Below are 25363 nucleotides of genomic sequence, written 5' to 3'. Positions count from 1 at the left end.
TTGTGCCGGCGGCCGGTTCCCGCCGCTTGATCAGCCCGCCTCGGGAACCGCCTTCTGTGCCCGCCCCGCGGCGATCTGGGCGATGCCCGCCGGCAACGCCAACGCGATGCCGACGAGGCTGGCGGTGAGGTTCGGCGCCATCAGCAGCAGCCCCGAAACGCCGAGCGACAGGCGTTGCCACAGCGGCGTGCGGACGATGGCGAAGCCCGTGAGCGCCGCCGCCAGGATGAAGACGCCGAGGGCGCAGGTGAGCGTGGTGACGACGAAGTCCGTCCAGGTGAAGCCCTTGGTGACGATGAGCATGGCCGGCCCGTAGACGAAGACGAAGGGCACCAGCGCCTTGGCGAGGCCGAGACGGAAGGCGGTATTGCCGGTCTTGAACGGATCGGCCCCGGCCATGCTCGCCGCCGCATAGGCGGCGAGCGCCACCGGCGGCGTGATATCGGCGAGCACACCGTAATAAAAGACGAAGAAATGGGCGACGATGGGCTCGACGCCGAGCAAAGCCAGGGACGGCGCGGCCACCGTCACCATGATGATGTAGTTGGCCGTCGTCGGCACGCCGCAGCCGAGCAGGATGCAGACCACAGCCGTCATTACCAGCGTGAAGAACAGCGTCAGAGCCGTCGCGTTGAACATCCAGACTGGCAGGACCGACCCTGTGATGGCCGCGAGTTGCGCAGCGAAGCTGGTGACGATGTTGGAGATCTTGAAGCCTACACCGGTCAGCGTGACGACGCCGACGATGATCCCGACGGTCGCGGCCGCGGCACCGACCGCGATGGCGTATTTGGCGCCGACCACGAAGGCGTCGATCATGTCGGCGGTGAGGAACTTGCCGTCGGCGTCGCGCAGCGCGAAGACGGTCGAAACCACGCCGACAGCGGCGACGATGGCGACCGTCGCCCAGCCTTCCGACAGAAGGCCGGCGGTCGCCGCCGCGATCATCACCGCGAGGAAGGTAACGGCGACGACAGGATTGCGCCGGGTGAAGCCGACGAGCACGCAGGCGGTGATGCCCCAGAAGGCGGCGAGATAGGGCGTGAAGCCCGAGAACAGCACCATCAGCAGCACGAAGAGCGGAATCGCCGCCGGCCAGTCGCGGGCAATGACCTCGCGGGCCTTCGGCAGGTCCGCGGCGGGAATGCCCTTCAGCCCGTTCTTCTTGGCCTCGAAATGCACCTGCCAGAACACGCCGAAGAAGTGCATGAAGGCCGGAACGATCGCCGCCAGCACGATCGACTGGTACGGCAGGTTGAGGAACTCGATCATCAAGAAGGCGGCGGCGCCCATGATCGGCGGTGTGATCTGGCCGCCGGTCGAGGCGGTGGATTCGATCGCCGCCGCCATGTGGCGGGGATAGCCGAGGCGCATCATCGCCGGGATCGTCAGGGAGCCGACCGTCACCGTATTGGCGATCGACGAGCCCGAGATCATGCCGAACATGGCCGAGCCGAAGATCGACACCTTGGCGGGTCCGCCGGAATAGCGGCCGGCCAGCGCCGTGGCGAGGTCGATGAACAGCCGGCCGAGTCCGACGCGCGTCGCCAGCACGCCAAACAGGACATAGTGGAAGACATAGGTCGCCACCACGCCGAGGGCGATGCCGTAGATGCCGTTGCTGGTGAGATAGAGGTGGTTGACCACCGCCGACCAGCTGTTGCCGGGGTGGGCGAGGATCCCCGGCAGCGACTGGCCGTACATGGCATAGACCATCAGGGACACGGCGATGATGGGCAGCGGCCAGCCGACGCTGCGCCGTGTCGCCTCCAGCAGGACGAGGATGGCGATGGTGGCCATGGCGACGTCGAGCGGCTCTGGATTGCCGACCCGGAAGGCGAGATCGTCGTAGATCCACGGCATGTAGAGGCTGGCCACCACGGCGCCGGCTGCAAGCAGCCAGTCGTAGAGCGCGATGCCGCCGGGCGCCATGATGCCGGACTGCGGCGGGGTCTGGTGGTCACGCTTCAGGAGCGGGAAGACGAGGAAGATCAGCCCCAGCACGAAGGCCATGTGGATGCCGCGATGGGTCGCCTCGCGCAGCAGGCCGAAGCCGGCAGTGTAATAGTGGAAGATCGACAGGGTGAAGAGCAGACCGGCGACCAGCCAGGCCGTAGCCGGCAGAAGCGGGCGGAAACGCACCTCGGAATCGAACTGCTCTTCCAGCTTCTGGACGGCCTGCGGATCCAGCGCTTCGGTCTTCATGGGCCGCCTCGTCGATAGGGGGACCACGCGTCCCGAATGAGAAGGCCGCGCGGTAGCCGCGCGGCCTGGACTGGTCAAGTGCGGAGGAGGCCGAAGCTCAGCCGAGCAGGCCTGCTTCCCGGTAGAAGCGCGCCGCGCCGTCATGCAGAGGAATGCCGAGGCCCTGCAGCGCGGTCTCCCTGCGGATCGACTTGCCCTTGGCATGGCCGGCATCGAGCTGGGCGCGCGTCTTGTCGCTCCACAGCGCCTTGGTGACCTCGTAGACGACGTCGGCGCTCATCCGGGTTGAGGTCACCCACTGGGCGCCGACCGCGAGCGTCTTGACGCCCTTGACGTCCTTGTAGGCGTTGTCCGGGATCATGTCCTCGGCGAAGAACTTGAACTCCGCCATGATCTTCTTCGCCGGCTCGCCCTCGATCGGCAGCAGTTCGATGCCGGTCGTCGTGGCGAGCTCGGTGAGGGCGGCGGTCGGCCAGCCCGTCGTCATGAAGAAGGCGTCGAGGCCGCCGTCCTTCAGCTTCTCGGCCGAGGGGCCCGGCTTGAGGTTCTCGGCGCGATACTCGCCATCGCGGATGCCGTAGCCGGCGAGGATCGCCTTGGCATTGATGATCGAGCCCGAACCCGGCTCGTCGATCGAGATGCGCTTGCCCTTCAGGTCGGCGATCGACCGGATGTTGAGGCCCTTCTTGACCACGACATGCAGGGATTCGGGATAGAGATTGGCGATGGCGCGCAGGATCTCGACCTTCGGCCGGCCCTGATACACGCCCGTGCCCGAATGGGCCCAGCTGGCTACGTCCGACTGGCTGAAGCCCGATTCCATCGAACCGCCGACGATGCCGTTGACATTGGCAACGGAGCCGTTGGTGGCGACCGCAGACGCGTCGAGCGTGGCGGTGGAGATGGCGTTGGCGATGAGTCCGCCGATGGGATAATAGGTGCCCGCCGTGCCACCGGTACCGATGCGGAAGAACTGCTTCGTCTGGGCGAGAGCCGCGCCGGGGGCCAGGAGCGCGGCGAGGCCGGAAGCGCCGGCCAGTGCCGTGAACTGCCTGCGGTCGATGGTCATGGTGATCTCTCCACTCGTCTTGGACTGCGTCTCCGCCAGCCCGATGGCCAAGCGGAAAGCGGGCATGTCACCACATCGCGGGCAGTGATGCCAGCGCAGCGGCCCCTTCCTGGAACGGGGCCGTCATGCACCCACGAAACGGCTTGCCGGCCTGCCGGTCTGAGCCGACGCATTGACCCTGCCCACGGGGACGCTTAACTCAGGCCTTTACGACGCATTCCGACCCGAAAACCTCCCGGCAGCAAGACACTCCCATGGCCCTGCGCGAGATCATCGTCCTTCCCGATCCGCGGCTCAAGCTCGTCTGCGAGCCCGTCGCCACCGTCGATTCCAGGGTGAGGAAACTCGTCGAGGACATGCTGGAGACGATGTACGAGGCGCCCGGCATCGGCCTCGCCGCCATCCAGATCGCGGTGGCCCAGCGCGTCGTCACCATCGACCTCGCCCGCAAGGACGAGCCGAAGACGCCGGTGGTGCTGATCAATCCCGAGATCGTCTGGCAATCGGAGGACTTCAACGTCTACGAGGAGGGCTGCCTCTCGATCCCCGAATACTACGAAGCCGTCGAACGGCCCGCCCGCTGCCGCGTGCGCTATCTCGACGTCGACGGCAAGACACAGGAACTCGACTGCGACGGGCTGATGGCGACCTGCGTCCAGCACGAGGTCGACCACCTCAACGGCGTGCTCTTCATCGATCATCTCTCCCGCCTGAAGCGCGAGCGCGTCATCAAGAAATATACCAAGGCCGCCAAGCGCGAGGCCCTCGCGTGAGCCTGCGCGTCGTCTTCATGGGCACGCCGGATTTCGCCGTGCCGACGCTCTCCGAGATCATCGGCCAGGGCCATGAGGTCGTCGCGGTCTATACCCGTGCGCCGAAGCCCGCGGGACGCGGCATGGCGGAGCAGAAGACGCCCGTCCACAGGCTGGCCGAGGGGTTCGGCATCCCGGTCTTCACGCCGCGGACCCTGCGCGCCGCCGCTGCACAGACCGCCTTCGCCGCCCTCGCGGCGGATGTCGCCGTCGTCGTCGCCTATGGCCTCATCCTGCCGGGCGAGGTGCTCGACGCCCCGGCGCTCGGCTGCCTCAACCTGCACGGTTCGCTGCTGCCGCGCTGGCGCGGCGCCGCCCCGATCCAGCGCGCCGTCATGGCCGGCGACGCCGAGACCGGCATCATGGTGATGCGCATGGACGAGGGTCTCGACACCGGCCCCGTCGCCATGGTCGAGAAGATCGCCATCACGCCGGACATGACCGCCCAGGACCTTCATGACCGCATGGCCGTCCTCGGCGCCGACCTGATGGTGCGGGCGCTCGCCGCCCTCGACCGCAGATCGCTCACCTTCGTGCCGCAGGCGGCGGACGGGGTCACCTATGCCGCCAAGATCGACAAGGCGGAGGCCCGCATCGACTGGGCCCGGCCGGCGGGCGAGATCCACGACAAGGTGCGCGGCCTGTCGCCCTTTCCCGGCGCCTGGTTCGAGGCCGATCTTGGCAAGGGTCCCGAACGGGTCAAGGTGCTGCGCACCGCCCTCGCCGCCGGTGACGGCGCGCCGGGAACGCTGCTGTCGGAGGACCTGACGGTGGCCTGCGGCGCCGGCGCCCTGCGCCTCGTCGAGGTCCAGCGCGCCGGGGCGAAGGCGATGAAGGCGGCGGATTTCGTCAACGGCACGAAGGTCGGGCCTGGCGCGGTCTTCGGGTGATGCCCCGCTACAAGCTGACCATCGAATATGACGGCGGCGCCTATCTCGGCTGGCAGATGCAGGGCGCGAGCTTCGGCAAGTCCGTGCAGGGCGAACTCGTCCGCGCCATCGGTGAGTTCTCCGGTGAGGCGGTGACCGTGGGCGGTGCCGGCCGGACCGATGCCGGCGTCCACGCCAACGGCCAGGTCGCCCACGTCGACCTCGCCCGCGACTGGCCGAACCGCGTCGTCCGCGACGCCACCAACCGCTACCTGAAGGACGAGGCCGTCGCGGTGGTCGCCGCCGAGAAGATGCCGGACGATTTCGACGCCCGTTTCTCGGCGGTCCGCCGCCACTATCTCTACCGCATCATCGACCGCCGGCCGCCGCTGACCCTCGAGCGGCAGCGCGCCTGGTGGTCGCCCAAGGCGCTCGACGTCGACCGGATGCGGGAGGCGGCGCGCGTGCTGATCGGCCGGCATGACTTCACCACCTTCCGCTCGACCGAATGCCAGGCGAAGTCGCCGGTGCGCAACCTCGACCGCTTCGACGTCGCGCGCACCGACACCGGCATCGAATGCCGGCTGGACGCGCGCTCCTTCCTGCACAACCAGGTGCGCTCCATGGTGGGCACGCTGAAACTGGTCGGCGAGGGTCTGTGGACGGCGGACGACCTCGCCGAGGCCCTGGCCGCGCGCGACCGCAAGGCCTGCGGCACGGTCGGCCCGGCCCATGCGCTCTATCTGACGCAGGTGGACTATCCCGCCGAATGGCAGCCCCTGCCCGACACGCCGGAGACGTGAGGGGCTCCAGAACGGACGCCGCCGGCCTTCGGCCTCGTCGGGGGTTACGACAGCCGAGCCTCAGGGACGCGATTGGCCGCGGCGGGTCGGCGATGCACCATCGCCCGATCATGCTAAACCAGCGGCATGACCGATCGCCTGACGCCCGAAGCCGCCGTCGACCGCCTCGAGACCCTCTACGACGAGGCGACCGCCGCCCTGCGCGCAGCTCTCGCCCGCTATCTCGACGGCGGTGCGCCGCCGACCGCCGAGGAGCGGGCCCGCTTCGTCTATCCCGAGATCGCCGTCACCTATGCGCCGGAACGGGCTGCCCCGCGCAACCGGCGGGCCTATGCCAAGTTCTCCCGGCCGGGCCTCTACACGACGACGGTGACGCAGCCCGGCTTCTTCCGCCGCTACCTGCTCGACCAGTTGCGGCCGCTCACCGGGGAATATGACGCGACGCTGGACGTCCGGCCCTCGACCCAGGAAATCCCCTATCCCTATGTGCTGGACGGCGTCGACGAATTCTCGGCAGGCGGCCGCACGCCCGCCGAACTGGCGCGCCATTTTCCCGTGCCGCTGCTGTCGCTGGTCGGCGACGAGGTGGCCGACGGGACGTTCGAGGCCCTGCCGACGGGGGCGTTGCCGCTCGCCCTCTTCGACGCCGTCAGGGTCGACTATTCGCTGCGCCGGCTGATCCATTATACCGGCACCGACTGGCGCGCGGTGCAGCCGTGGATCCTGCTGACCAACTATCACCGCTATGTCGACCAGTTCGTCGGCTGGGCGATGGCGGAGATCGCCGCCGGACGTGCCGAGCGGCTGGTGGCACCGGGCGGTCTCACCATCACCCGCGAGACCATCGACGGCGGCGGCGCCCGCATCGCCGCATCGCCCTGGCACCGCTACCAGATGCCGGCCTATCACCTCGAAAGGCTGGGCTCGGCCGGGGTCACGCTGGTCAATATCGGCGTCGGCCCCTCCAACGCGAAGAACATCACCGACCACCTGGCGGTGCTGCGGCCCCATTGCTGGCTGATGATCGGCCATTGCGGCGGGCTCAGGCAGGCCCAGGAGATCGGCGACTACGTCCTCGCCCATGCCTATCTCCGGCGTGACCGCATCCTCGACGCCCTGGTGCCGCCGGAGATTCCCATCCCCGCCCTCGCCGAGATCCAGACCGCGCTGCAGGAGGCCTGCGCCGCGGTCACGGGCATGAGCGGCGAGGCGCTGCGGCACCGCCTCAGGACCGGCACCGTCGTGACCAACAACGATCGCAACTGGGAGCTTCGCTACACCCAGGAGGCGCGCCTCTTCAACCTGTCGCGCGCCATCGCCGTCGACATGGAAAGCGGCACGATCGCCGCCCAGGGCTACCGGCTGCGCGTGCCCTACGGCACGCTGCTCTGCGTCTCCGACAAACCACTGCACGGCGAGATCAAGCTGCCCGGCGCCGCCAACGCCTTCTATGCCAGCGCGGTCGCCCAGCATCTCCTCGTCGGCCTCGATGCGGTGGAACGGCTGAGGCGCGCCGATGGCGCCATCCATTCGCGCAAGCTCAGAAGCTTCGACGAACCCCCCTTCCGCTGACGCGCGAAAAAGTCACCCGCCCCCGGGCTCCTTTTTCATCCTCGTGCGTTTTGAAACATCCGGCCCCCGCGCGGGGGCGCGCCATGAGGGCGACGATGCGCAAGTTCGACGATGTGGGTTTCGCGGCGCTGCTGGGCGTCGTCAGTCTGCTGTTCGCCTGGATCCTGTGGCCCTTCTTCGGCGCCATCCTGTGGGCCGTCGTCACCGCCATCGTCTTCGCGCCGGTCAACGAACGCGTCACGCGGGCGATGCCGGACAAGCCAAGCCTGGCGGCCGTCATCACCCTGCTGGCCATCCTCCTCATCGTCATCCTGCCCTTCCTCGCCATCGGCGCGAGCCTGGTGTCGCAGGGTGCGGAAACCTATGCGGCGATCCAGGACGGCCGCATCGACGTCGGCGCCCTGATCGGCCGCGTCATCGCCAGCCTGCCCTCCTGGGTCACCGATTTCGCCGCACGCTACGGCATCTACAATGCGGACGACGTCCAGACGCGGCTCGCGTCCTGGGCGACCGCCAGCAGCCAGTCCATCGCCACACGCGCCGTGAGCATCGGCCAGGGCACGGCGGGCTTCGTCATCAGCCTCGGCGTGATGCTCTACCTGCTGTTCTTCCTGATGCGCGACGGCGGCCGGCTGATCCGGCGCATCGCCAACGGGCTGCCGCTGCAGCCGCATCGCCGCCGCGCGCTCCTCGACAGGTTCACTCTGGTGGTCCGGGCGACGGTCAAGGGCGGCATCCTCATCGCGCTGCTGCAGGGCGCGCTGGGTGGCTTCATCTTCTGGCTTCTCGGCCTTCCCTCCCCGCTCCTGTGGGCCGCGCTGATGGCCTTTCTCTCGCTCGTCCCGGCGGTCGGCGCCGGGCTCGTCTGGGGTCCGGTCGCCATCTACCTCCTCGCCACCGGATCCATCTGGCAGGGCTTCGTCCTCATCGGCTTCGGCGTCATGGTCATCGGCCTCGCCGACAACGTGCTTCGCCCCCGGCTGGTCGGCAAGGACGTCAAGCTGCCCGACTACCTCATCCTCATCTCGACGCTGGGCGGCATCGAGATCTTCGGCCTCAACGGCTTCGTGGTCGGCCCGCTCATCGCGGCCATGTTCGTCACCGTCTGGCAGATGCTCGCGGAGACGCTGCCCGACGAGGAGGAGCAGACACCGGACAGGGGTGGCCCCGATTAGGCTCCGCTCCGGCGGACTTTGCAGCGCAGCACACAACGGCTAGGGTCGCGCCTCGTTCGAAGGCTCGTACCCATGCTCGTCGGCAAGCGCATTCTTCTCGTCATCGGCGGCGGCATCGCCGCCTACAAGTCGCTGGACCTCATCCGCCGGCTGCAGGACCGCGGCGCCCGGGTGCGCGCCATCCTGACGCGGGCCGGCACCGAATTTGTCACGCCGCTCTCCGTCGGCTCGCTCACCGGCGACAAGGTGTTCCAGGAGCTGTTCTCGCTGACCGATGAGAACGACATGGGCCATATCGAACTGTCACGCGATGCGGACCTCCTCGTCGTGGCACCGGCCACCGCCGACCTGATGGCGAAGATGGCGAACGGCCACGCCAACGACCTCGCCTCGACGGCCCTGCTCGCCACCGACAAGCGCGTCCTCCTCGCCCCCGCCATGAACGTCCGGATGTGGCTGAATGCCGCCACCCAGCGCAACCTCGCCACGCTCCGCGCCGACGGCGTTGCGGTCGTCGGCCCGAACAAGGGTTCCATGGCCTGCGGCGAGTTCGGACCCGGCCGGATGGCCGAGGTTCCGGAGATCATCGCCGCCATCGAGGCGCTGATGACAGACCCCGCCGTCGGGCGGCCCCTGACGGGTCGCCATGTCGTGGTGACCTCCGGCCCGACCCGCGAGGCGATCGATCCGGTCCGCTACATCTCCAACCATTCCTCCGGCAAGCAGGGCCACGCCATCGCCCGTGCTGCCGCCATGGCCGGCGCGACGGTGACCCTGGTGACCGGGCCGGTCGCCCTGCCCGATCCCGTCGGAGTGACGACCGTGCATGTCGAAAGCGCCCGGCAGATGCAGGCCGCGGTCGAGGCGGCCCTGCCGGCCGACATCGCCGTCTTCGCCGCCGCCGTCGCCGACTGGCGCGTCGCCGAGATCGCCGGCGGCAAGATCAAGAAGGGCGCCGGCGGCCCGCCGAGCCTCGCCTTCGTCGAGAACCCGGACATCCTCGCCACCATCGCCCGGCGGACGACCGGCCGGCCGGAGGTCGTCGTCGGCTTCGCCGCCGAGACCGACAACGTCCTCGCCCATGCGCGCGCCAAGCTCGCCCGCAAGGGCTGCGACCTCATCGTCGCCAACGACGTCTCGGCCGGGACCGACACGTTCGGCGGCGACTCGAACCTCGTCCACATCGTCACCGCCGACGCCGTCGAGACCTGGGAACGCCAGTCGAAGGATGCCGTGGCCGAGGCCCTCGTCACCCTTCTCGCCCGCCGGATCGCCGTATCATGACCAGACTGGACATCCCCGTCAGGGTCCTTCCCCACGGAGAGGGCCTGCCGCTCCCGCGCGCCCAGAGCGAGGGGGCGGCCGGCATGGACCTCGTCGCCGCGATCGCCCCGGACGCGCCACTGGTCCTCGCGCCGGGAGCGCGCGCCGCGGTGCCGACCGGCCTCGAAATGGCCATTCCTCCCGGCTACGAGGGCCAGGTGCGGCCGCGATCGGGGCTCGCCTTCAAGCATGGTCTCACAGTTGCGAATGCGCCGGGAACCATCGATTGCGACTATCGCGGCGAAGTGAAGGTGCTGCTGATCAATCTGGGGACGGAGCCGGTGACCCTGGCGCGCGGTGAACGGATCGCTCAACTGATCATTGCCCCGGTCACGGCAGCGGTCCTGACGGCCGTCGAAACGTTGGACGGTACTGCCAGAGGCTCCGGGGGACTTGGTTCGACAGGCCGGTGAGAATTTTCTTCTCTGCGTTGCAGACACAGGCCTCATGCACGAAATGGTCTTCTACGATTTGTATGATGTGCGATTTTGTTCGTGAGGGGGTGAACGACGTCACCCCCCAGCATTTGAGGGACCCATGTCGATCCTGTCACGTCGTGGCCGGCTGGCGATCGCCGCCGTAGTCGATATTGCCGTACACGCGGTTCATGCACCCGTGTCGGCGAAGGCGCTGGCCGCACGCCACAATCTTCCGCCCCGCCATCTCGAGCCGCTGCTTCAGGCGCTGGTCCGGGCAGGCATTCTCAAAGGCATGCGCGGCCCACGCGGCGGCTATGACGTCGCCCGCGACCGCCATCGCATCAGCTGTGCCGAAATCGTCCGCACCGCCGTCGGGGCAGGCATCGACGATTTCGACGCCATCTCGCCGCTGATCGAGGCGATCATCGTTCCGGCCATGGCGGAGGCCGAGCGGGATTACTTCGACCGGCTCGGCCGCATCTCGGTCGCCGACCTCTGCGACAAGGTGGCCGAGTCGCGCGAGTCGGCGCCGGGACTGCTCGAGCCCGCATGACGGCGTGTCGGCCGGTGCCGCGCAGGACCGGGCCGCTGGTGCGTCACGCCGCCTTGGCGAAGACGCTCACCAGCCGGTCCAGCGCGCCGTTCAGCGTGTCGTCCTTCTTCGCGAAACAGAACCGCACCACCGAAGTGACGGGCGTCTGCGCATAGAAGGCCGAGACCGGGATCGCCGCCACGCCGTGCTCGCTCACCAGCGCCTTGCAGAAGGCGACGTCGTCGTGGATGCCTGCCGGCGCCAGATCGACGTTGATGAAATAGGTGGCCGCGCTCGGCAGGACGCGGAAGCCCGACTGCGTCAACCCGGCATGGAACAGATCGCGCGACCGCTGCAGGTCCTGGCGCATGCCGGCAAAGTAGCCGTCGTCCTTGGTGAGGCCGTAGGCGACGGCGGACTGCAGGTTCGGCGGCGTGGTGAAGGTGAGGAACTGGTGCGCCTTCGACAGCACCTTCATGATCGCCGGGGAGGCCACGACGAAGCCGACCTTCCATCCGGTCAGCGAGAAGATCTTGCCGGCCGAGCCGATCTTCACGGAACGGTTCCTCAGCGACTCGACCGCGAGCACCGAGAGGTGCCGGCGTCCGTCGAAGATGACATGTTCCCAGACCTCGTCGGAAATGCAGGTGGCGCCGAAGCGCTCGCAGAAGCGTCCGAGCAGATCGAGGTCCTCCGGCGGGAAGATCGAGGCGGCCGGGTTGAGCGGGTTGTTGATCAGCACGACGCGGGTGCGGTCGGTGAACACCGCCGCGAGATCCTCCTCGCTGAACCGCCAGTGCGGCGGCCGGAGCGTCACGAAGCGCGGCACGCCGCCGGCGCGCAGCACCAGCGGCAGGTAGGCGTCGTACATGGGCTGGAAGAGGACGACCTCGTCGCCGGGCTCGATCAGCGCCATGAGCGCGCCGGCCAAGGCCTCGGTGGCGCCGGAGGTGATCATCACCTCCTGCTGCGGGTCCATCGTCAGGCCCTGGTGGTGGCGGTAGTGATCGGCGACCGCCTGGCGGAGCTCCGGCAGTCCCATCATCGGCGGATACTGGTTCCACCCCGTCAGCACGGCGTCGGCCGCCTTCTGGCGCACGTCCGGCGGGCCGGGGTCGTCGGGGAAACCCTGGCCGAGATTGATCGCGCCGGTCTCGCGCGCCATCTGCGACATGACCTCGAAGACGGTGGTGGGCAGGTCGGCAAAGATCGGGTTCATCGGGTCACCGGCGCAGACGCGTTCTGTTGAAAGAACGGTATGATCGGTATGCCGAAACCGGTCCCGCGAGTCAAACCGCGGGATGCGCGACGAAGGTCATGCGATGCGGCGTGAGGCCGAGATTGGGCCGGTGGCGCTGCGCCACGAAGCCGTGCCGTGCCATCAGGGCGACCATGTCCGCCTCGGCATAGGTCGAAAGGCCGATCTCGCTGCGGATGCGGCGATAGGGCGACACGGCGGTCGCCACCAGGCCGACGAGGGCGGCCGGCAGATATCCGTGTCTCATGGCGTTGCGCAGCAGCGAGGCGACATCCGCCACCATCCCCGCATCGGGCGGGATGACGTCGGCGACGACCAGCCGACCCCCGGGCTTCAGAATGACGCGAAACCGGTCGAGTAGCGCGACGAAATCGTCGGCCGCCAGATACTGGATGAGGGAGGAGACCACGACGATGTCGGCGGTGCCGGCCGCCAGGACGCCGTCGAGATCCTCCGGCAGGGCGAAGGCGAGGTTGGCAAGCCCGCCGAAGCGCGCGCGCAGCTTCGCCACGACCGAGGGCGCGCCGTCGCACAGGACCAGCCGGCCGACGGCCGCAGCGACCCGCGGGGTCTCCAGCGCCTCGCCGCAGGCATAGTCGAGAACGACGGCTGCCTTGCCGAGACCGGCCGCCTCCACATGGGCGAGAATGCCGTCGGCGATGGCACCATAATGCACCGCCTTGTGGCGGTCGTTCACGTAGATGGCGTGCTCGCCATCCCAGAAGGACCGCCAGTCGGCCATCACTTGGAGGATCCGGACAGCCTGTCGGTCAGCGCCAGGAACACGCCCGAGACGACGAAGGTGACGTGGATGACGACGAGCCACATCATTTCGCGGTCGGACATGGCGCCGATGTTCATGAAGCCCTTCAAAAGATGGATGGCCGAGATCGCGACGATCGAGGCGAGCAGTTTGAGCTTGAGGGCCGAGAAGTCGATGGACCCCATCCATTCCGGCCGGTCCTTCTGGGTCACATGCTCCATCTTGGAGACGAAATTCTCATAGCCGGAGAAGACCACCATGATCACGAGGTTTCCGGCCAGCGACAGGTCGACCAGGGTCAGGATGCCGAGGATGACGTCCGCTTCCTTGGCGGTCGGTACCTTGATGATGAAACCGACGAGGTCACGCACGAAGACCACCATCAGGGCGAGAAGGCCGATCATCAGGCCGACATAGAAGGGCGCCATCAGCCAGCGGCTGGCGAACAGGCCGCGTTCGAGCACGCGCTCGATCTTCTCGGCAGTGGTATTGGCCTCGGGAACGTCAGTCATGGCGCGGCTCATCGCATGGGGTGGCACACAGAGGCAAGCGGCGGGCCGCCTACTCGCCCTCGCCGAACCGGTCGGCAACGAGCGCCGCGAGGGCCTCGATCGCCTGGGGAGCTTCGGGCCCCCGGGCGGTCAGTATGATGGACGTGCCGATGCCGGCAGCCAGCATCATCAGCCCCATGATCGAACTGGCGTCCACCATCTCGCCGGCGCGTGACACCGTGATGGAGGCGTCGAACCGGTCGGCGCAGGCGACGAACTTGGCGGAGGCGCGGGCATGAAGACCGCGCTTGTTGAGGATGGGCAGCTCGCGGACAAGTGTACCGGCCGCCACCGGTGCATCCGCAGAATCGCTCAACTCATCCTGCGCCATGGCGACCTTCCTTGCGATCCTCCCCGCCATCGAAATGACAGGAATGCCTCGAATGCGGGCATGTCGCCGACATTCTAGACATCGAGCCCATCGAACCTCAATGACCTGCGAGAACGCGGCTGGCGATATTGATGTATTTGCGCCCAGCCTCCTGAGCCTGGAGCACGGCCTCCGCCAGCGGCTTCTCGGCGCGAACGGTGGCGAGCTTCACCAGCATGGGCAGATTGATGCCGGCGATGACCTCGACCGGACGCCCGCTCATCACCGAAATGGCGAGGTTCGAGGGCGTCCCGCCGAACATGTCGGTGAGCACGGCGACACCGTCGCCCGAATCGACATGGTCCACCGCTGCGATGATGTCGCGGCGGCGCTGATCCATGTCGTCGCTCGGACCAATGGCGATCGTCTCCACCTGGCGCTGGGGACCCACCACATGCTCCATGGCCTGCCGGAATTCGACGGCCAATTGGCCGTGCGTCACGATGACGAGACCGATCATCAGGCACTCCGCGCACGGCCGACCGCGCGCTCGCTCACTCGGAAGGGTGATATCTTGACCATGTGGCCAGCTTGCGCAAGGGCAGGTCCTTCAAGAATACCGATATGTGTGCGATGCAGCAAGGACCGGAATTGCCGAGGAACACCATGAGGATCGGGCCAGAACCAGCGGCAGCGCGTCGGCGCCGGGCGCCACGGGCAGGCGCGGCAATGTGACGCCGCACAGCGTCGTTGATGTGCTTTCAGGGTCTGGCATCCGCCCCGCATCGGCCGCATCGAGGTCGACGACGAGCCCGACCACGGCACAGGATTCGGTCGGCTGAGCCACGATTCCATGCCCACGGCGCTCCACCAGACCTGCAAGAGGCGCAGGGGTGGCCGCGACCAGGCGGTCGCCATGGACCGAGAGATGCACCCGGTCGTCGGCCACCAGACGCGCGAAGACGATGAGGCCCGCCTCGCCCATGGCGATCAGGTCGAGGGCGAGGCGCGACTTGCCCGACCCCGCAGGACCTCTGACCAGGACGGCCTTGGACCCGATCAGGACGGCGGTGGCGTGGATCGTCGCCATCGCGGCGCGCCTCAGACGGACGGCAGACGGACGACGAACCGCGCGCCGGCCGGCGCCGGCTGCCCGTCCTCGTCGGTCCGGCCCGGACGGTTCTCCGCCCGGATGGTGCCGCCATGGGCCTCGATGATCTGCTTGGAGATCGACAGGCCGAGCCCGGAATTCTGCCCGTAATCCTGATGCGGACGGTCGGTGTAGAAACGCTCGAAGATGCGCTGGAGCGCGTCGTCGCGGATGCCGGGACCGTCGTCCTCGACGAGGATCTCGATCAGACCCTTTAGCTTGCTGGCGGTCACCCTGACCTCGCCGTCGGCGGGCGAGAAGGAGCGGGCATTGTCGATCAGGTTGGTGACCACCTGGCTGATGCGGCCGTCATGGCCCGGCACGACGAATTCCGAAGGCTTGCCGCCCTCGAACTGCAGCCGGACGGGAACCTGGCCCTGCTTGCGCACCTCGTTGGCGATGGTGACGAGGGTGCCGAGGAGCTTGCTGAGGTCGACCTGCGAAGATTCCTGCCGCTGCAATTCGGCGTCGAGCCGGCTGGCGTCGGAAATGTCGGTTATCAGGCGATCGAGGCGGCGGACATCGTGCTGGATGACTTCCAGCAGCCGCCCGCGCGACGTCTCCGTCTTCGCCAGCGGCAGGGTCTCCACCGCCGAGCGCAGCGACGTCAGCGGGTTCTTGAGCTCGTGAGCGACGTCGGCGGCGAAGCGCTCGATGGCCTCGATGCGGGCATAGAGGGCGTCCGTCATGTCGCGGAGCGACCGCGACAGATGCCCGATCTCGTCGCGTCGCTCGCTGAAATCGGGGATCTCCTCGCGCGAGCGGTGGCGCCGGCGCACCTGTTCGGCGCCGTCGGCGAGCTTGCGCACCGGACCTGCGATGGTCCGTGCCATCAGGATCGACAGTACGATCATGACCAGCGCCGCGACGAGAAAGACCCGCAGCACCTGGAAGCGCTCGGCATCGAGCACGGCGTCGATCTCGCCACCCCGGGTGTTCAGCAGCAGCACGCCGAGAACGCCGCGGAAGCGCTGCACCGGAATGGCGACAGAGACGATCAGCTCCCCGCTCTCGTTGACGCGGACCATGCTGACCTTCTGCCCGTTCAGCGCCTGCACGACCTCGGGATAGCTGCGCCCGTTGCGCAGCCCGAAATCGCGGTAGAGCGGGAAATTGCCGCCGCCGCGCAGGAAGCGGCGGACCTCGTTCCACCACTTCTCGTAGAAGGGCGGCTTGGTGCCGATCGGCGGCAGATCGAGCGTCTGGATGTCGCCGCGTCCGTAGAGGTTGCGGTTGTCGAGGATGAGATTGCCCTCGCGGTCATAGACGCGGGCCTGGGTGCCGGTCGGACCCGTCAGCCGCCGAAGCACCGGCGCGACGCGCTCCGGATTGATCGGGAAGTCGAGCAGGGCGCCGAAATCCTCGACGGGGGAGGCCGCGCCGCCGAGCTGCAGTTCGAACAGCTTGTCCGGGTCGATGGGGATGACTGGGCCGTCGACGGAGGCCGAGGCCGCGATGGCGCCGGCGATGATCTCGCCCTGGACGAGCAGGCTCTGCGCCCGCGATTCAATCAGCCCCTCCCGGAACTGCGACAGCCAGAGGATGCCGGAGACCAGAGCGACCAGTCCGACGAGATTGAGCAGGACGATCCGGCGCGTCAGGCTGGAGAAGGAACGGTTCAGCACCCCGCGCGCGGCGCGGGCGAGAACGCGCACGAACCGCGCCCACGGCCGGAGAGGACGTGGAGGGGGCGCAGGCGCCTGCGGTGCCGCAGTCTCGTCGTTCGTCCGGTCCAGCATGGTCCCGGTGAGGCGCCTGAGCGGCCTCACTCCTTGAAGCGGTAGCCGACGCCGTAGAGCGTTTCGATCATTTCGAAGTCGTCGTCGACCACCTTGAACTTCTTGCGCAGCCGCTTGATGTGGCTGTCGATGGTGCGGTCGTCGACATAGACCTGGTCGTCATAGGCCGCATCCATCAGCGCGTTGCGGCTCTTCACGACGCCCGGGCGCTGGGCCAGCGCCTGCAGGATCAGGAATTCCGTGACGGTGAGCGTCACCGCCTCGCCGTCCCAGGTGCAGGTATGGCGTTCGGGGTCCATGCGCAGCTTGCCGCGCTCCAGCGCCTTGGCGTCAGCCTTGGCGTCGGCGACGGGGTCCTTGGCGGCGGCCCGGCGCAGCACGGCCTTGACCCGCTCGACCAGCAGGCGCTGCGAGAACGGTTTCCGGATGAAGTCGTCGGCGCCCATCTTCAGGCCGAAGAGCTCATCGATCTCCTCGTCCTTGGAGGTGAGGAAGATGACCGGCATGTCGGTCTTCTGCCGCAACCGGCGCAGGAGCTCCATCCCGTCCATCCGCGGCATCTTGATGTCGAGAATGGCGAGATCGGGCGGCGTCTGTTTGAAACCGTCGAGCGCCGACGCTCCGTCATTGTATGTGACGATGCGATAGCCTTCGGCTTCGAGCGCGATGGCGACCGAGGTGAGGATGTTCCGGTCGTCGTCGACGAGGGCGATGGTCGGCATGACAATCCTTGCAAGGAGGGAAGAGGCGAACCTCATCCGTTCCAAATGCGCCAAGCGTGGCAAAAATGCGACTCGCCAAGGATAATGTGTTGTGGCGTCGCTGTCATGAGCGAGATTTCGAAGCCGGACCGGGTGGGTTATCCCCGCGCAGGGCCGCGAGGACGATGCCCGATGCCGCCGCATGGACGGCCCGCCGGTCGACCCCCGGGGGATCACCGAAGATCTCCGGCATCACCCGCAGACCCAGCCGCGTGCCTTCGCCCAGCAACTGGTAATGGCCGATCGCCGGTCCGAGCGAGCAGAGGGTGCAATGCGGCAGGAGGCCCTGCAGCCAGACGGAACAGGCCTGGAACGGCGCCTCATCGTCCGCCTCGCCGGTGGCGATGGTGACGGCGACGTGGGCCAATCCGCCGAGGCTGCCGGAGCTGAAACTGCGCACCGGTGGGGCCGGGGCGAGCGCGACCACCCTTTCGACCCGCGGATCGCCCAGCGGCTCCGACTGGCGTTCCCACGCGGCGCGGAAGGCGGCGCTGTTTCGCAGCAGCGGGGCGACATGATCGGCGATGTCGGGAAACTCACGCGGCCCCGGAAGAGTCGGGCGTCCTGCGGCCCAGTCGTTGAACTGCCGCATGTCGGTGATCGCACCGGCAAGCGACAGCACCGTGTAACCGCCGAGGGAGAAGCCCACTGCGGCAACGCGGTCGAGATCGAGGCGCCCCGCGAAGCGCGGGTCGGCCGCCATGAGGTTGAGGATCGCGGTGAGGTCGCGCGGCCGGTCCCACCAGCACAGAAAGGCTTCCGGCCGATAGGGTTCCGATGCGGTATTGCCGTGGTGGTCGACGCCGATCACCACGAACCCGTCCGCCGCGAGCCGGCAGGCGAGCCAGCCGAGGCTGGCGGCCGTCCCCCCGGTGCCGTGCGACAGCAGAACCACGGGATAGCGAGGCAAGGCCGGGCTGAGGCCGGCGCCCGGCGCGACGGACCCCATCCAGAACAGCGGGGTGCCCGGCGGTACGCCGACCGGGCTCTCGACCGCCCCGTCGACCGCCGGATACCAGGCGGACCATCGCAGCGGGCGCGGGCCATCGCCCGACCAGTGCGGCCGGTGCGCATCGACAGCCTGTCCGGTGTGGAAGCCGACCTTGAACATCGCGAGGTCCAGAAACGCAGAAGGCCGGGCATAGGCCCGGCCTCTGTCAACACTGGGGAAGTGCCGGTTACTTCGGCACGTCGACCGGGCTGTCCGACTGCTCGCGCAGATAGGCCATGAGGTCGGCGCGCTGCTGCTCGGAGCGGATGCCGGCGAAGGCCATGGATGTTCCCGGCAGGGCGCCGCGCGGATTGGTGATGAAGGCGTAGATCTCGGAGAGCGACCAGGGTTCGCTCGCTTTGGCCTTCATCGCCGCGGAATAGTTGAAGCCCGCGACCGCGCCATGATTGCGGCCGACGATGCCCCAGAGATTCGGGCCCGCACCGTTGGCGCCGCCCTTGTTGATCGTGTGGCAGGTGGCGCACTGGCGGTAGACCGCCTGGCCGTTGGCGGCGTTGGCGGAAGCGAAGACCTCGGCCATCGACTTCGCCGGCGCGGCCGCGGCGGGCGCCGCCTGCTGGCCGGCGGGCGGAGCGACCGCCACCTCGTAACCGGGCTTCGCCGGTTTCTTCGGCCTGAACAGCTCGGTGGCCAGAAGGCTGCCGCCGAGGGTCGCCGTGCCGACGAGCAGCACGGCCATCATGACCTTGTTGACTTCCAATCCGTCCATAGGGACCAGCTCCAGAGATCGGCGGCGCCTTGCGGAAGGTGCGCGGGGGCACGCGGGGATGGGCCAGCCGATTTGGCGCGGACACTATCCAATTTGCTCCCCGGGAGGCAACCCGTATATGCACGCCTCTCGCATGCTACTTTTTGCCGCCTCCAAACTGGCCGTCAGGCCCGCGAATTGCCCTCCATGACCGCATCCATCGTCCTCGTTCCCGCCCGCATGAGCGCCTCCCGGCTGCCCGGCAAGCCCCTGGCAGATATCGGCGGAACCCCGATGATCGTCCATGTCCTGCGCCGGGCCGAGGCGGCGGGCCTCGGACCCGTGGTGGTGGCGACCGATTCGCCGGAGATCGTCGCAGCCGTGGAAGCGGCGGGCGGACGGGCGGTGATGACCCGCGCCGACCACCCCACCGGCTCCGACCGCATCCAGGAGGCGGTCGACCTCGTCGACCCCGAAAGGCGCTACCAGCGCATCGTCAACGTCCAGGGCGATCTGCCGACCATCGAGCCCGGAATCGTCCGGGCGGCCGCCGACCTGCTCGACGACCCCGCCGTCGACATCGGCACGCTCGCCGCCGTCATCAGCCGCCAGGAGGAGATCACCAATCCCAACGTGGTGAAGGTGATCGGCACGCCGCTGTCGGAGAAGCGCCTGCGGGCGCTCTATTTCACCCGCGCCACCGCCCCGACCGGCGAGGGGCCGCTCTATCACCATATCGGCCTCTACGCCTATCGCCGCGCGGCGCTGGAGCGCTTCGTGTCGCTGCCCCCCGCCCCGCTGGAGAAGCGCGAACGGCTGGAACAGCTCCGCGCCCTGGAGAACGGCATGCGTATCGATGTCGCTGTAGTCGATGCGGTGCCGCTCGGCGTCGACACGCCGGCCGATCTCGAGCGCGCCCGCGCCCTCATCGCCAAAGCCTGATCCTTCCGCTAAACAAGCCGCCCCATCGGAGTGACGCGTCCCATGATCCTCTCGCCCAAGCGGATCGCCTTCCAGGGCGAACTCAGCGCCTTCTCGCATCAGGCGGCCAATGCCGTCTTCCCGCAGGCCGAAGTCCTGCCCTGCCCGAGCTTCGAGGACGCCTTCGCCGCCATCCAGAACGGCGATGCCGATCTCGGCATGATCCCGATCGAAAACTCCATCGCCGGCCGCGTCGGCGACGTGCACCACCTGCTGCCGACCGCCGGGCTCAACATCATCGGCGAGTTCTTCCTGCCGATCCGGTTCCAGCTGATGGGCGTCAGGGGCTCGTCCCTCGCCACCGTGAAGACCGCCCGCAGCCATATCATGGGCCTCGGCCAGTGCCGGCAGATCATCCGCAAGCTCGGCCTCAAGCCGATCGTGGCGGCGGACACTGCGGGCTCGGCCCGCGAGGTCGCCGAGATGAACGACCCGAGCCAGGCGGCCATCGCCCCGCGCCTCGCGGCACAGGTCTACGGCCTCGACATCCTCGCCGAGGACATCGAGGACGCCGCCGACAACACCACCCGCTTCGTCATCCTGTCGCGCCAGAAGATCTGGGCGGCGCCCGGCCAGGACTGCCTGACGAGCTTCGTCTTCCAGGTCCGCAACGTTCCGGCGGCGCTCTACAAGGCGATGGGCGGCTTCGCCACCAACGGCGTCAACATGACCAAGCTCGAGAGCCACATGATCGGCGGCCGCTTCGTCGCCACCCGCTTCTATGCGGAGATCGAGGGCCATCCCGACGACCGCAACGTCAAGCTGGCGCTGGAGGAGCTCGCCTTCTTCGCCAAGGAACTCACCATCCTCGGCGTCTATCCCCAGCATCCCTGGCGGAACGAGGTCGAGAAGACCGTGGCGGAGTGAGCCATGGCCATCCGGCGCGCGACGGCGGCGGATGCGGAGGCCATCGCGGCGATCCATGTGGCCGCCTATGACGAGACCTATCGCGGCCTTGCCCCGCCGGAGGTCTTCGAGGGCCTGAACCTCGAGCGCCGCACCGGCCAGTGGCGGCGCTTCTTCGCCGAGCCGCCGCCGGATGCCGCGGCCTTCGTCATCGAACCGGACGGAGAACCGGTCGGCTTCGGCTCCAACGGCATCGACCGGAGCGGAATCTTACCGATCGGCTGGATCAAGGCGGTCTACCTCCTGAAGCGCGCGCAGGCACAGGGTCTCGGCCTTGCCATGATGGCGACCCTCGCCGAGGACCTGGCCGCCAAGGGCGCTCGCGAGGTCAGGCTCGACGTGGCGGTCGGCAATGACCGGGCCGAGGCCTTCTACCAGCGACTGGGGGCGAGTTTCCTGTCGAGCCAGGTCGATCCCGGCCCGATCTGGAAATCGCCGACCCGCACCTATGGCTGGAACGATGTCGCGGCGCTCGCCAGCGCGGCCGGCCGGGTGGCTCGCCATGGCTGACAGCCCGAAGGCCGGCACGCCGCTCCCTGCCGAATCCCTGGCCCTCGCCATCGCGTTGGCCGACACCGGCAACCTCGGCGATGCCGGCGCCACGCTCGGCATCGGCAAGCGCACCGCCGCGGCTCGCATCGCCCAGCTCGAACGCGAGATCGGCGTCGTTCTCTTCGACCATGGCGGCAAGGCCGTGAGCCTCACCCGGGCCGGCGAGGTCTTCATCGCCGAGGCCCGGCTCTCCCTCGCCGCGGCAGCCCGCGCCGCCCGTCTCGCCCGCGACGTAGCGGAGCGCGCCGAGACCATCGGCATCGGCGTCACCGACGACGCCATGCTCGGGCCCTTGGCGGAGCTCTTCGCCGATCCCGCCTGGATCGAGGCCGGCTTCCAGCCGCGGCTCCTTCATGCCCCGCTCGATGTCCAGATGGCGGCGCTCGCCGGGGGAGAGGTCTTGCTGGTCTTCGCCGCGCCGCCCCTGCCGGCCCATCCGCGCATCCAGCACCGTCAGGTCGCGACCTCCCGCTGGTCCGCGGTGGTGCCGGACGCCGAGGCGCGGCTGAGGAAGACCGCGAGCCTCTCCAACCTCGCGCGCAAGCCGTTCGTCGTGCTGGAGCGAGAGCGGGCGGCGCTGGCCCATGACGGCGTTCTGGCGGCTCTGCAGGCGACTGGCACCCAGCCCCACGTCGCGCAGGTGGCGGAAGACTGGGCCGGCGTCATCGCCATGGTGGCGCTCGGCCTCGGCTCGGCGCTGGTTCCGTCCATCGTGGCGAAGCGCCTCGCTGTCGCGGGGGCCACCGTGTTGCCGCTGGTCGAGGCTGAAGACCTCCCGCCCTGGACGATCAGTTGCCTCTGGCTGCCGCAGCCGGCGGGAACGGCGGGGGCGGAGGCCATCGCGCTGATGAAGGCACGTCTGGGGTGAGGGAACGCGCCGGAATGGGCCTCAGCCCGTCCGGCCGTCCACGAAGGCGCGGATCAGGTGGTGCGCGATGGCCAACGGCGGTGGACAGGACAGCCGGTCCGGATGCTGTTTCGCCAGCATCATCCAGCACTCCTCCCGGGTGAACCAGCGCGCGTCCTCCAGCTCCTCGGTGTCGATCTCGATGTCGCGGCTGGTCGCCTCGGCGAGACAGCCGATCATCAGCGAGGCCGGGAAGGGCCAGGGCTGGTCGCACAGATAGGTCACCTGCCCCACCTTCACGGCCGCCTCCTCCATGATCTCGCGGCGCACCGCGTCGGCGATGGTCTCGCCCGATTCGAGGAAGCCGGCGAGAGCCGAATACATGCCCGGCGGGAAGCGGCGCTGGCGGCCCATCAGGCAGCGGTCGCCGTCCACCGCCAGCATGATGACGACCGGGTCGGTGCGTGGGAAATGCTGCGCGCCGCAGGACGGGCAGTCGCGCCGCCAGCCGGCCTGCGACAGCTTCGACTGCGCCCCGCACTTGCCGCAGAAGCGATGGGTGGCGTGCCAGTGCATCACCGACTTGCCCTGGGCCATCGGGCCGAGATGGTGCGGCTCGACGACGCCGGTCATGGCGATGGTGCGCATGTCGGTGATGAGAAGGGTCGGATCGTCCACCTTGATCTCGGCGATCCGGTAGGCGTTGGGGTCGGTCTTGGCGAGTTCCGGTACGAGGCGGGCGAAGCGCGGCGCGCCATTGGCGAGGCCGAGGAAGGCGGTTTCCAGCGGCTCTCCGAAGGCCTCTGCCTCCTTGGCGGTGAACAGCGGATCACCCCGTTCGCCGTTGCGGCGCAGGATCGGCGTCTCTCCCGCGAAGACATAGAGCCGGGTGCGCGGATCGGCGAAGGTGGCGTCGAGCCAGGCCGCGTCGCCGCGCTTGGCGCTCATGCGGTCGAGATCGTTCTCGGTATAGCCGAGCGTGATGGGCGGCAGCGGGGGCAGGGCGTCGGACATGGAAAGCGTCTTCCGGAAATTGGGCCGACGACGCTCGCATGACCGACGCGCCTGAGCAACGCGCTCAACCGGCGGAGAGCCTTGCCCTCAGCGCGGTGATGAACCCCTCGCGCGGGGCATCCGCATAGGGCTTCGCCGGCACCTTGCCCCAGACCGGACCCGGCCAGGCGGGGTCACCGGCGAAGCGGCCGATGACGTGGACATGGAGCTGCGGCACCATGTTGCCGAGCGCCGCCACGTTGAGCTTGTCGCAGACGGTCATGGCGCGCAGCACGCCGGAGACCGTCGCGATCTCCTCCATGAGCTGGACGCGGTCCTGCGGTTCGAGGTCGACGATCTCCACCGCGCCCTCGCGCCGGGGAACGAGGATCAGCCAGGGATAGGTGGCATCGTTCATGAGGCGGACCGCCGAGAGCGGCAGGTCGGCGACGGCCAGGGTGTCGGCGGCGAGGCGGGGGTCGAGGCTGAAGTCGGTGGTCATGGTCGATGTCTCTCGAGGCCTTGCACCAGTCTAGCCGGCGCCTGCGATTCTGTCCGGCGCCACCAAGGCGGCTTGCGTCGCGCGCGCCTTCCCGCCATATAGCCGTCGGGAGGTTGGCGGTGGACGAGACTCTCGCCAACCCGGTCAGGTCCGGAAGGAAGCAGCCGTAACGAGCCCGTTTCGGGTCGCGTGTCAGCCTCCCACTTCATCCCCGCGGATGGTTGCCCTCGCGCGCGCGGCGCGCGACACTGGCCGAGCCCTTCGCATCACGCCCCGAGCAGGTCTGCCATGGATTCCTCGCCCGAGACCGAACCCGGGTTCGCTCTCGGGACGCCGGAGCCGCCCAAGGCAGCGCCCTACCGGGTGCTCGCCCGCAAATACCGGCCGCAGCACTTTTCCGACCTGATCGGCCAGGAGGCCATGGTCCGCACCCTGTCGAACGCCTTCGACACGGGCCGCATCGCCCAGGCCTATCTGTTCACCGGCGTCCGCGGCGTCGGCAAGACCACCACCGCCCGCATTCTGGCCCGCGCGCTGAATTACGAGCTGCCCGGCGAGGTCGACCGCCCCTCCATCCATCTCGACCGGCCCGGCACCCATTGCCAGGCCATCATGGAAGGCCGCCACGTCGACGTCATGGAAATCGACGCCGCCTCCCATACCGGCATCGACGACGTCCGCCAGATCACCGATGGCGCGCGCTATGCGCCGGTCTCGGCCCGCTACAAGGTCTATATCGTCGATGAGGTCCACATGCTGTCGGAGAAGGCGTGGAACGCCTTCCTGAAGACGCTGGAGGAACCGCCGGCCCATGTGAAGTTCATGTTCGCCACCACCGAGATCCGCAAGGTTCCGGTGACCGTGCTGTCGCGCTGCCAGCGCTTCGACCTCCGCCGCATCGAGGCCGACGTGCTGGTGAACCATCTCGCCGGCATCTGCGCGAAGGAGGCCGTCACCATCGAGGCCGATGCGCTCGGCCTCATCGCCCGTGCCGGCGAGGGCTCGGTGCGCGACAGCCTCTCCATCCTCGACCAGGCCATCGCCCACGGCGCCGGCGACGTCACCTCCGACAATGTCCGCCGCATGCTTGGCCTCGCCGACCGCGCCCGCATCATCGACCTCTTCGAGCACGTGATGAAGGGCGACGTCGCCGGCGCCATGGCCGAGTTCAAGAGCCAGTACGACGACGGCGCCGATCCGGAGATCGTCCTCGGCGAACTCGCCGAATTCGTCCATTTCGTTACCCGGGTGAAGGTGGCGCCCGCTGCGGCCGACGACGTCGCCTTCTCCGAGACCGAGCGCCTCCGCGGCCGCGATTTCGCTGCCCGCCTGTCGCATCGCGTCCTCGCCCGCGCCTGGCAGATGCTGATGAAGGGCATCGAGGAGGTGGCGCGTTCACCCAAGCCGCTCGCCTCCGCCGACATGGTGCTCGTCCGCATCGCCTATGCGGCCGACCTGCCGACGCCCGACGAGGCGCTGCGCATGCTCGCCGACGGCTCCGGCGCGGTCGGTTCCGCGGCCGCCCCGCGCCTGCCCTCCGGCGGATCGGGCGGTGGTGGCGCGTCAGCCCA

27 protein-coding genes and 1 other RNA gene are annotated in these 25363 nt (G+C 68.5%); 14 read left to right on the top strand and 14 right to left on the bottom strand.

The window, feature by feature from the left end; genetic code table 11:
- Nucleotides 1-30 precede the first annotated feature (30 nt).
- Both Q8O26_RS16865 and Q8O26_RS16860 read right to left on the bottom strand, forming a co-directional pair.
- Nucleotides 31-2205 (bottom strand): TRAP transporter permease, encoded by a 2175-nt coding sequence (locus Q8O26_RS16865; RefSeq protein WP_305577675.1) that lies wholly within the window; start codon nucleotides 2203-2205, stop codon nucleotides 31-33.
- Nucleotides 2206-2302: 97 nt separating this feature from the next.
- Nucleotides 2303-3274 carry a TAXI family TRAP transporter solute-binding subunit gene (locus Q8O26_RS16860; protein ID WP_305577765.1) on the bottom strand — a complete coding sequence of 324 codons (972 nt, stop codon included), beginning with the start codon at nucleotides 3272-3274 and terminating at the stop codon, nucleotides 2303-2305.
- Between the two features lie 254 nt (nucleotides 3275-3528).
- Between Q8O26_RS16860 and Q8O26_RS16855 the strand changes: the two genes are divergently transcribed.
- The 8 genes from Q8O26_RS16855 to Q8O26_RS16820 all read left to right on the top strand — a co-directional run bounded on the left by Q8O26_RS16855 (nucleotide 3529) and on the right by Q8O26_RS16820 (nucleotide 10800).
- Nucleotides 3529-4047 (top strand): peptide deformylase, encoded by a 519-nt coding sequence (locus Q8O26_RS16855; protein WP_305577673.1) that lies wholly within the window; start codon nucleotides 3529-3531, stop codon nucleotides 4045-4047.
- Nucleotides 4044-4976 carry a methionyl-tRNA formyltransferase gene (gene fmt / locus Q8O26_RS16850; protein ID WP_305577671.1) on the top strand — a complete coding sequence of 311 codons (933 nt, stop codon included), beginning with the start codon at nucleotides 4044-4046 and terminating at the stop codon, nucleotides 4974-4976. The genes Q8O26_RS16855 and fmt overlap by 4 nt, the downstream gene beginning before the upstream one ends.
- The gene (gene truA, locus Q8O26_RS16845) at nucleotides 4976-5758 is read left to right on the top strand and encodes a tRNA pseudouridine(38-40) synthase TruA (RefSeq protein WP_305577669.1); all 783 of its coding nucleotides are present in this window, start codon (nucleotides 4976-4978) and stop codon (nucleotides 5756-5758) included. Before fmt ends, truA begins: the two co-directional genes overlap by 1 nt.
- Before the next feature lie 126 nt (nucleotides 5759-5884).
- Nucleotides 5885-7330, top strand: a complete 1446-nt coding sequence (locus Q8O26_RS16840) for an AMP nucleosidase (protein ID WP_305577667.1) — start codon at nucleotides 5885-5887, stop codon at nucleotides 7328-7330.
- Between the two features lie 95 nt (nucleotides 7331-7425).
- Entirely contained in the window at nucleotides 7426-8505 is a 1080-nt protein-coding gene (locus Q8O26_RS16835; protein ID WP_305577665.1) for an AI-2E family transporter, read from the top strand.
- Between the two features lie 72 nt (nucleotides 8506-8577).
- Nucleotides 8578-9789 (top strand): bifunctional phosphopantothenoylcysteine decarboxylase/phosphopantothenate--cysteine ligase CoaBC, encoded by a 1212-nt coding sequence (coaBC, locus tag Q8O26_RS16830; protein ID WP_305577663.1) that lies wholly within the window; start codon nucleotides 8578-8580, stop codon nucleotides 9787-9789.
- Complete coding sequence (dut, locus tag Q8O26_RS16825; protein ID WP_305577662.1) at nucleotides 9786-10241, top strand: dUTP diphosphatase; 456 nt, start codon at nucleotides 9786-9788, stop codon at nucleotides 10239-10241. The genes coaBC and dut overlap by 4 nt, the downstream gene beginning before the upstream one ends.
- Before the next feature lie 124 nt (nucleotides 10242-10365).
- Nucleotides 10366-10800: an Rrf2 family transcriptional regulator gene (locus Q8O26_RS16820; protein WP_305577660.1), complete on the top strand. Its 435-nt coding sequence runs from the start codon at nucleotides 10366-10368 to the stop codon at nucleotides 10798-10800.
- 43 nt (nucleotides 10801-10843) lie between these two features.
- Here Q8O26_RS16820 and Q8O26_RS16815 read toward each other — a convergent pair whose 3' ends face one another.
- The 10 genes from Q8O26_RS16815 to Q8O26_RS16770 form a co-directional block, all read right to left on the bottom strand.
- On the bottom strand, nucleotides 10844-11998 hold the full coding sequence (locus tag Q8O26_RS16815; RefSeq protein ID WP_305577658.1) for an aminotransferase: 1155 nt from the start codon (nucleotides 11996-11998) through the stop codon (nucleotides 10844-10846).
- Nucleotides 11999-12068: 70 nt separating this feature from the next.
- Nucleotides 12069-12779 (bottom strand): class I SAM-dependent methyltransferase, encoded by a 711-nt coding sequence (locus Q8O26_RS16810; RefSeq protein ID WP_305577656.1) that lies wholly within the window; start codon nucleotides 12777-12779, stop codon nucleotides 12069-12071.
- Complete coding sequence (locus Q8O26_RS16805; protein WP_305577654.1) at nucleotides 12779-13312, bottom strand: TIGR00645 family protein; 534 nt, start codon at nucleotides 13310-13312, stop codon at nucleotides 12779-12781. Before Q8O26_RS16805 ends, Q8O26_RS16810 begins: the two co-directional genes overlap by 1 nt.
- A gap of 49 nt (nucleotides 13313-13361) precedes the next feature.
- Nucleotides 13362-13682 carry an HPr family phosphocarrier protein gene (locus tag Q8O26_RS16800; RefSeq protein ID WP_305577652.1) on the bottom strand — a complete coding sequence of 107 codons (321 nt, stop codon included), beginning with the start codon at nucleotides 13680-13682 and terminating at the stop codon, nucleotides 13362-13364.
- Between the two features lie 97 nt (nucleotides 13683-13779).
- Nucleotides 13780-14181: a PTS sugar transporter subunit IIA gene (locus Q8O26_RS16795; protein ID WP_305577650.1), complete on the bottom strand. Its 402-nt coding sequence runs from the start codon at nucleotides 14179-14181 to the stop codon at nucleotides 13780-13782.
- Nucleotides 14182-14271: 90 nt separating this feature from the next.
- Nucleotides 14272-14751, bottom strand: a complete 480-nt coding sequence (locus Q8O26_RS16790; RefSeq protein ID WP_305577648.1) for an HPr kinase/phosphorylase — start codon at nucleotides 14749-14751, stop codon at nucleotides 14272-14274.
- An 11-nt stretch (nucleotides 14752-14762) separates the two neighbouring features.
- Nucleotides 14763-16550 carry a stimulus-sensing domain-containing protein gene (locus tag Q8O26_RS16785; RefSeq protein ID WP_371134593.1) on the bottom strand — a complete coding sequence of 596 codons (1788 nt, stop codon included), beginning with the start codon at nucleotides 16548-16550 and terminating at the stop codon, nucleotides 14763-14765.
- Between the two features lie 26 nt (nucleotides 16551-16576).
- Nucleotides 16577-17272 carry a response regulator transcription factor gene (locus Q8O26_RS16780; RefSeq protein WP_305577644.1) on the bottom strand — a complete coding sequence of 232 codons (696 nt, stop codon included), beginning with the start codon at nucleotides 17270-17272 and terminating at the stop codon, nucleotides 16577-16579.
- Between the two features lie 103 nt (nucleotides 17273-17375).
- Nucleotides 17376-18422 carry a dienelactone hydrolase gene (locus tag Q8O26_RS16775; RefSeq protein ID WP_305577642.1) on the bottom strand — a complete coding sequence of 349 codons (1047 nt, stop codon included), beginning with the start codon at nucleotides 18420-18422 and terminating at the stop codon, nucleotides 17376-17378.
- A 67-nt stretch (nucleotides 18423-18489) separates the two neighbouring features.
- On the bottom strand, nucleotides 18490-19032 hold the full coding sequence (locus tag Q8O26_RS16770) for a cytochrome c family protein (RefSeq protein ID WP_305577640.1): 543 nt from the start codon (nucleotides 19030-19032) through the stop codon (nucleotides 18490-18492).
- Between the two features lie 186 nt (nucleotides 19033-19218).
- Here Q8O26_RS16770 and Q8O26_RS16765 point away from each other — a divergent pair, with 186 nt between their 5' ends.
- From Q8O26_RS16765 to Q8O26_RS16750, 4 genes are read left to right on the top strand one after another with little or no spacing between them, the layout of a single operon-like run.
- Nucleotides 19219-19953 (top strand): 3-deoxy-manno-octulosonate cytidylyltransferase, encoded by a 735-nt coding sequence (locus tag Q8O26_RS16765; RefSeq protein WP_305577638.1) that lies wholly within the window; start codon nucleotides 19219-19221, stop codon nucleotides 19951-19953.
- Nucleotides 19954-19995: 42 nt separating this feature from the next.
- Nucleotides 19996-20859 carry a prephenate dehydratase gene (locus tag Q8O26_RS16760; RefSeq protein WP_305577636.1) on the top strand — a complete coding sequence of 288 codons (864 nt, stop codon included), beginning with the start codon at nucleotides 19996-19998 and terminating at the stop codon, nucleotides 20857-20859.
- Nucleotides 20860-20862: 3 nt separating this feature from the next.
- Entirely contained in the window at nucleotides 20863-21408 is a 546-nt protein-coding gene (locus Q8O26_RS16755; protein ID WP_305577634.1) for a GNAT family N-acetyltransferase, read from the top strand.
- Nucleotides 21401-22318, top strand: coding sequence for a LysR family transcriptional regulator (locus Q8O26_RS16750; protein ID WP_305577632.1), 918 nt, complete (start codon nucleotides 21401-21403; stop codon nucleotides 22316-22318). The genes Q8O26_RS16755 and Q8O26_RS16750 overlap by 8 nt, the downstream gene beginning before the upstream one ends.
- A gap of 21 nt (nucleotides 22319-22339) precedes the next feature.
- On the opposite strand, the gene nudC is transcribed toward Q8O26_RS16750, so the two are convergent.
- Both nudC and Q8O26_RS16740 read right to left on the bottom strand, forming a co-directional pair.
- Entirely contained in the window at nucleotides 22340-23311 is a 972-nt protein-coding gene (gene nudC / locus Q8O26_RS16745) for an NAD(+) diphosphatase (protein WP_305577630.1), read from the bottom strand.
- A gap of 64 nt (nucleotides 23312-23375) precedes the next feature.
- Nucleotides 23376-23792: an HIT domain-containing protein gene (locus Q8O26_RS16740; RefSeq protein WP_305577628.1), complete on the bottom strand. Its 417-nt coding sequence runs from the start codon at nucleotides 23790-23792 to the stop codon at nucleotides 23376-23378.
- Between the two features lie 107 nt (nucleotides 23793-23899).
- On the opposite strand from Q8O26_RS16740, the gene ffs reads away from it, so the two are divergent.
- Both ffs and Q8O26_RS16730 read left to right on the top strand, forming a co-directional pair.
- An RNA gene (gene ffs, locus Q8O26_RS16735) (signal recognition particle sRNA small type) lies at nucleotides 23900-23997 on the top strand.
- An 83-nt stretch (nucleotides 23998-24080) separates the two neighbouring features.
- A partial coding sequence (locus Q8O26_RS16730; RefSeq protein WP_305577626.1) for a DNA polymerase III subunit gamma/tau occupies nucleotides 24081-25363 on the top strand: 1283 nt, incomplete at its 3' end.

Source organism: Phreatobacter sp., assembly GCF_030691135.1.
GTDB lineage: Bacteria > Pseudomonadota > Alphaproteobacteria > Rhizobiales > Phreatobacteraceae > Phreatobacter.
Note: the sequence above shows the minus strand (reverse complement) of the source record. Positions and strands in the feature narration are given on the sequence as shown.

Coding starts and splice junctions, on each gene's coding strand:
- Q8O26_RS16865 (WP_305577675.1), bottom strand. CDS start 2,205: ATGAAGACCGAAGCGCTGGATCCGCAGGCCGTCCAGAAGCTGGAAGAG.
- Q8O26_RS16860 (WP_305577765.1), bottom strand. CDS start 3,274: ATGACCATCGACCGCAGGCAGTTCACGGCACTGGCCGGCGCTTCCGGC.
- Q8O26_RS16855 (WP_305577673.1), top strand. CDS start 3,529: ATGGCCCTGCGCGAGATCATCGTCCTTCCCGATCCGCGGCTCAAGCTC.
- truA (WP_305577669.1), top strand. CDS start 4,976: ATGCCCCGCTACAAGCTGACCATCGAATATGACGGCGGCGCCTATCTC.
- Q8O26_RS16840 (WP_305577667.1), top strand. CDS start 5,885: ATGACCGATCGCCTGACGCCCGAAGCCGCCGTCGACCGCCTCGAGACC.
- Q8O26_RS16835 (WP_305577665.1), top strand. CDS start 7,426: ATGCGCAAGTTCGACGATGTGGGTTTCGCGGCGCTGCTGGGCGTCGTC.
- coaBC (WP_305577663.1), top strand. CDS start 8,578: ATGCTCGTCGGCAAGCGCATTCTTCTCGTCATCGGCGGCGGCATCGCC.
- dut (WP_305577662.1), top strand. CDS start 9,786: ATGACCAGACTGGACATCCCCGTCAGGGTCCTTCCCCACGGAGAGGGC.
- Q8O26_RS16820 (WP_305577660.1), top strand. CDS start 10,366: ATGTCGATCCTGTCACGTCGTGGCCGGCTGGCGATCGCCGCCGTAGTC.
- Q8O26_RS16815 (WP_305577658.1), bottom strand. CDS start 11,998: ATGAACCCGATCTTTGCCGACCTGCCCACCACCGTCTTCGAGGTCATG.
- Q8O26_RS16810 (WP_305577656.1), bottom strand. CDS start 12,779: ATGGCCGACTGGCGGTCCTTCTGGGATGGCGAGCACGCCATCTACGTG.
- Q8O26_RS16805 (WP_305577654.1), bottom strand. CDS start 13,312: ATGACTGACGTTCCCGAGGCCAATACCACTGCCGAGAAGATCGAGCGC.
- Q8O26_RS16800 (WP_305577652.1), bottom strand. CDS start 13,682: ATGGCGCAGGATGAGTTGAGCGATTCTGCGGATGCACCGGTGGCGGCC.
- Q8O26_RS16795 (WP_305577650.1), bottom strand. CDS start 14,181: ATGATCGGTCTCGTCATCGTGACGCACGGCCAATTGGCCGTCGAATTC.
- Q8O26_RS16790 (WP_305577648.1), bottom strand. CDS start 14,751: ATGGCGACGATCCACGCCACCGCCGTCCTGATCGGGTCCAAGGCCGTC.
- Q8O26_RS16785 (WP_371134593.1), bottom strand. CDS start 16,550: ATGCTGGACCGGACGAACGACGAGACTGCGGCACCGCAGGCGCCTGCG.
- Q8O26_RS16780 (WP_305577644.1), bottom strand. CDS start 17,272: ATGCCGACCATCGCCCTCGTCGACGACGACCGGAACATCCTCACCTCG.
- Q8O26_RS16775 (WP_305577642.1), bottom strand. CDS start 18,422: ATGTTCAAGGTCGGCTTCCACACCGGACAGGCTGTCGATGCGCACCGG.
- Q8O26_RS16770 (WP_305577640.1), bottom strand. CDS start 19,032: ATGGACGGATTGGAAGTCAACAAGGTCATGATGGCCGTGCTGCTCGTC.
- Q8O26_RS16765 (WP_305577638.1), top strand. CDS start 19,219: ATGACCGCATCCATCGTCCTCGTTCCCGCCCGCATGAGCGCCTCCCGG.
- Q8O26_RS16760 (WP_305577636.1), top strand. CDS start 19,996: ATGATCCTCTCGCCCAAGCGGATCGCCTTCCAGGGCGAACTCAGCGCC.
- Q8O26_RS16755 (WP_305577634.1), top strand. CDS start 20,863: ATGGCCATCCGGCGCGCGACGGCGGCGGATGCGGAGGCCATCGCGGCG.
- Q8O26_RS16750 (WP_305577632.1), top strand. CDS start 21,401: ATGGCTGACAGCCCGAAGGCCGGCACGCCGCTCCCTGCCGAATCCCTG.
- nudC (WP_305577630.1), bottom strand. CDS start 23,311: ATGTCCGACGCCCTGCCCCCGCTGCCGCCCATCACGCTCGGCTATACC.
- Q8O26_RS16740 (WP_305577628.1), bottom strand. CDS start 23,792: ATGACCACCGACTTCAGCCTCGACCCCCGCCTCGCCGCCGACACCCTG.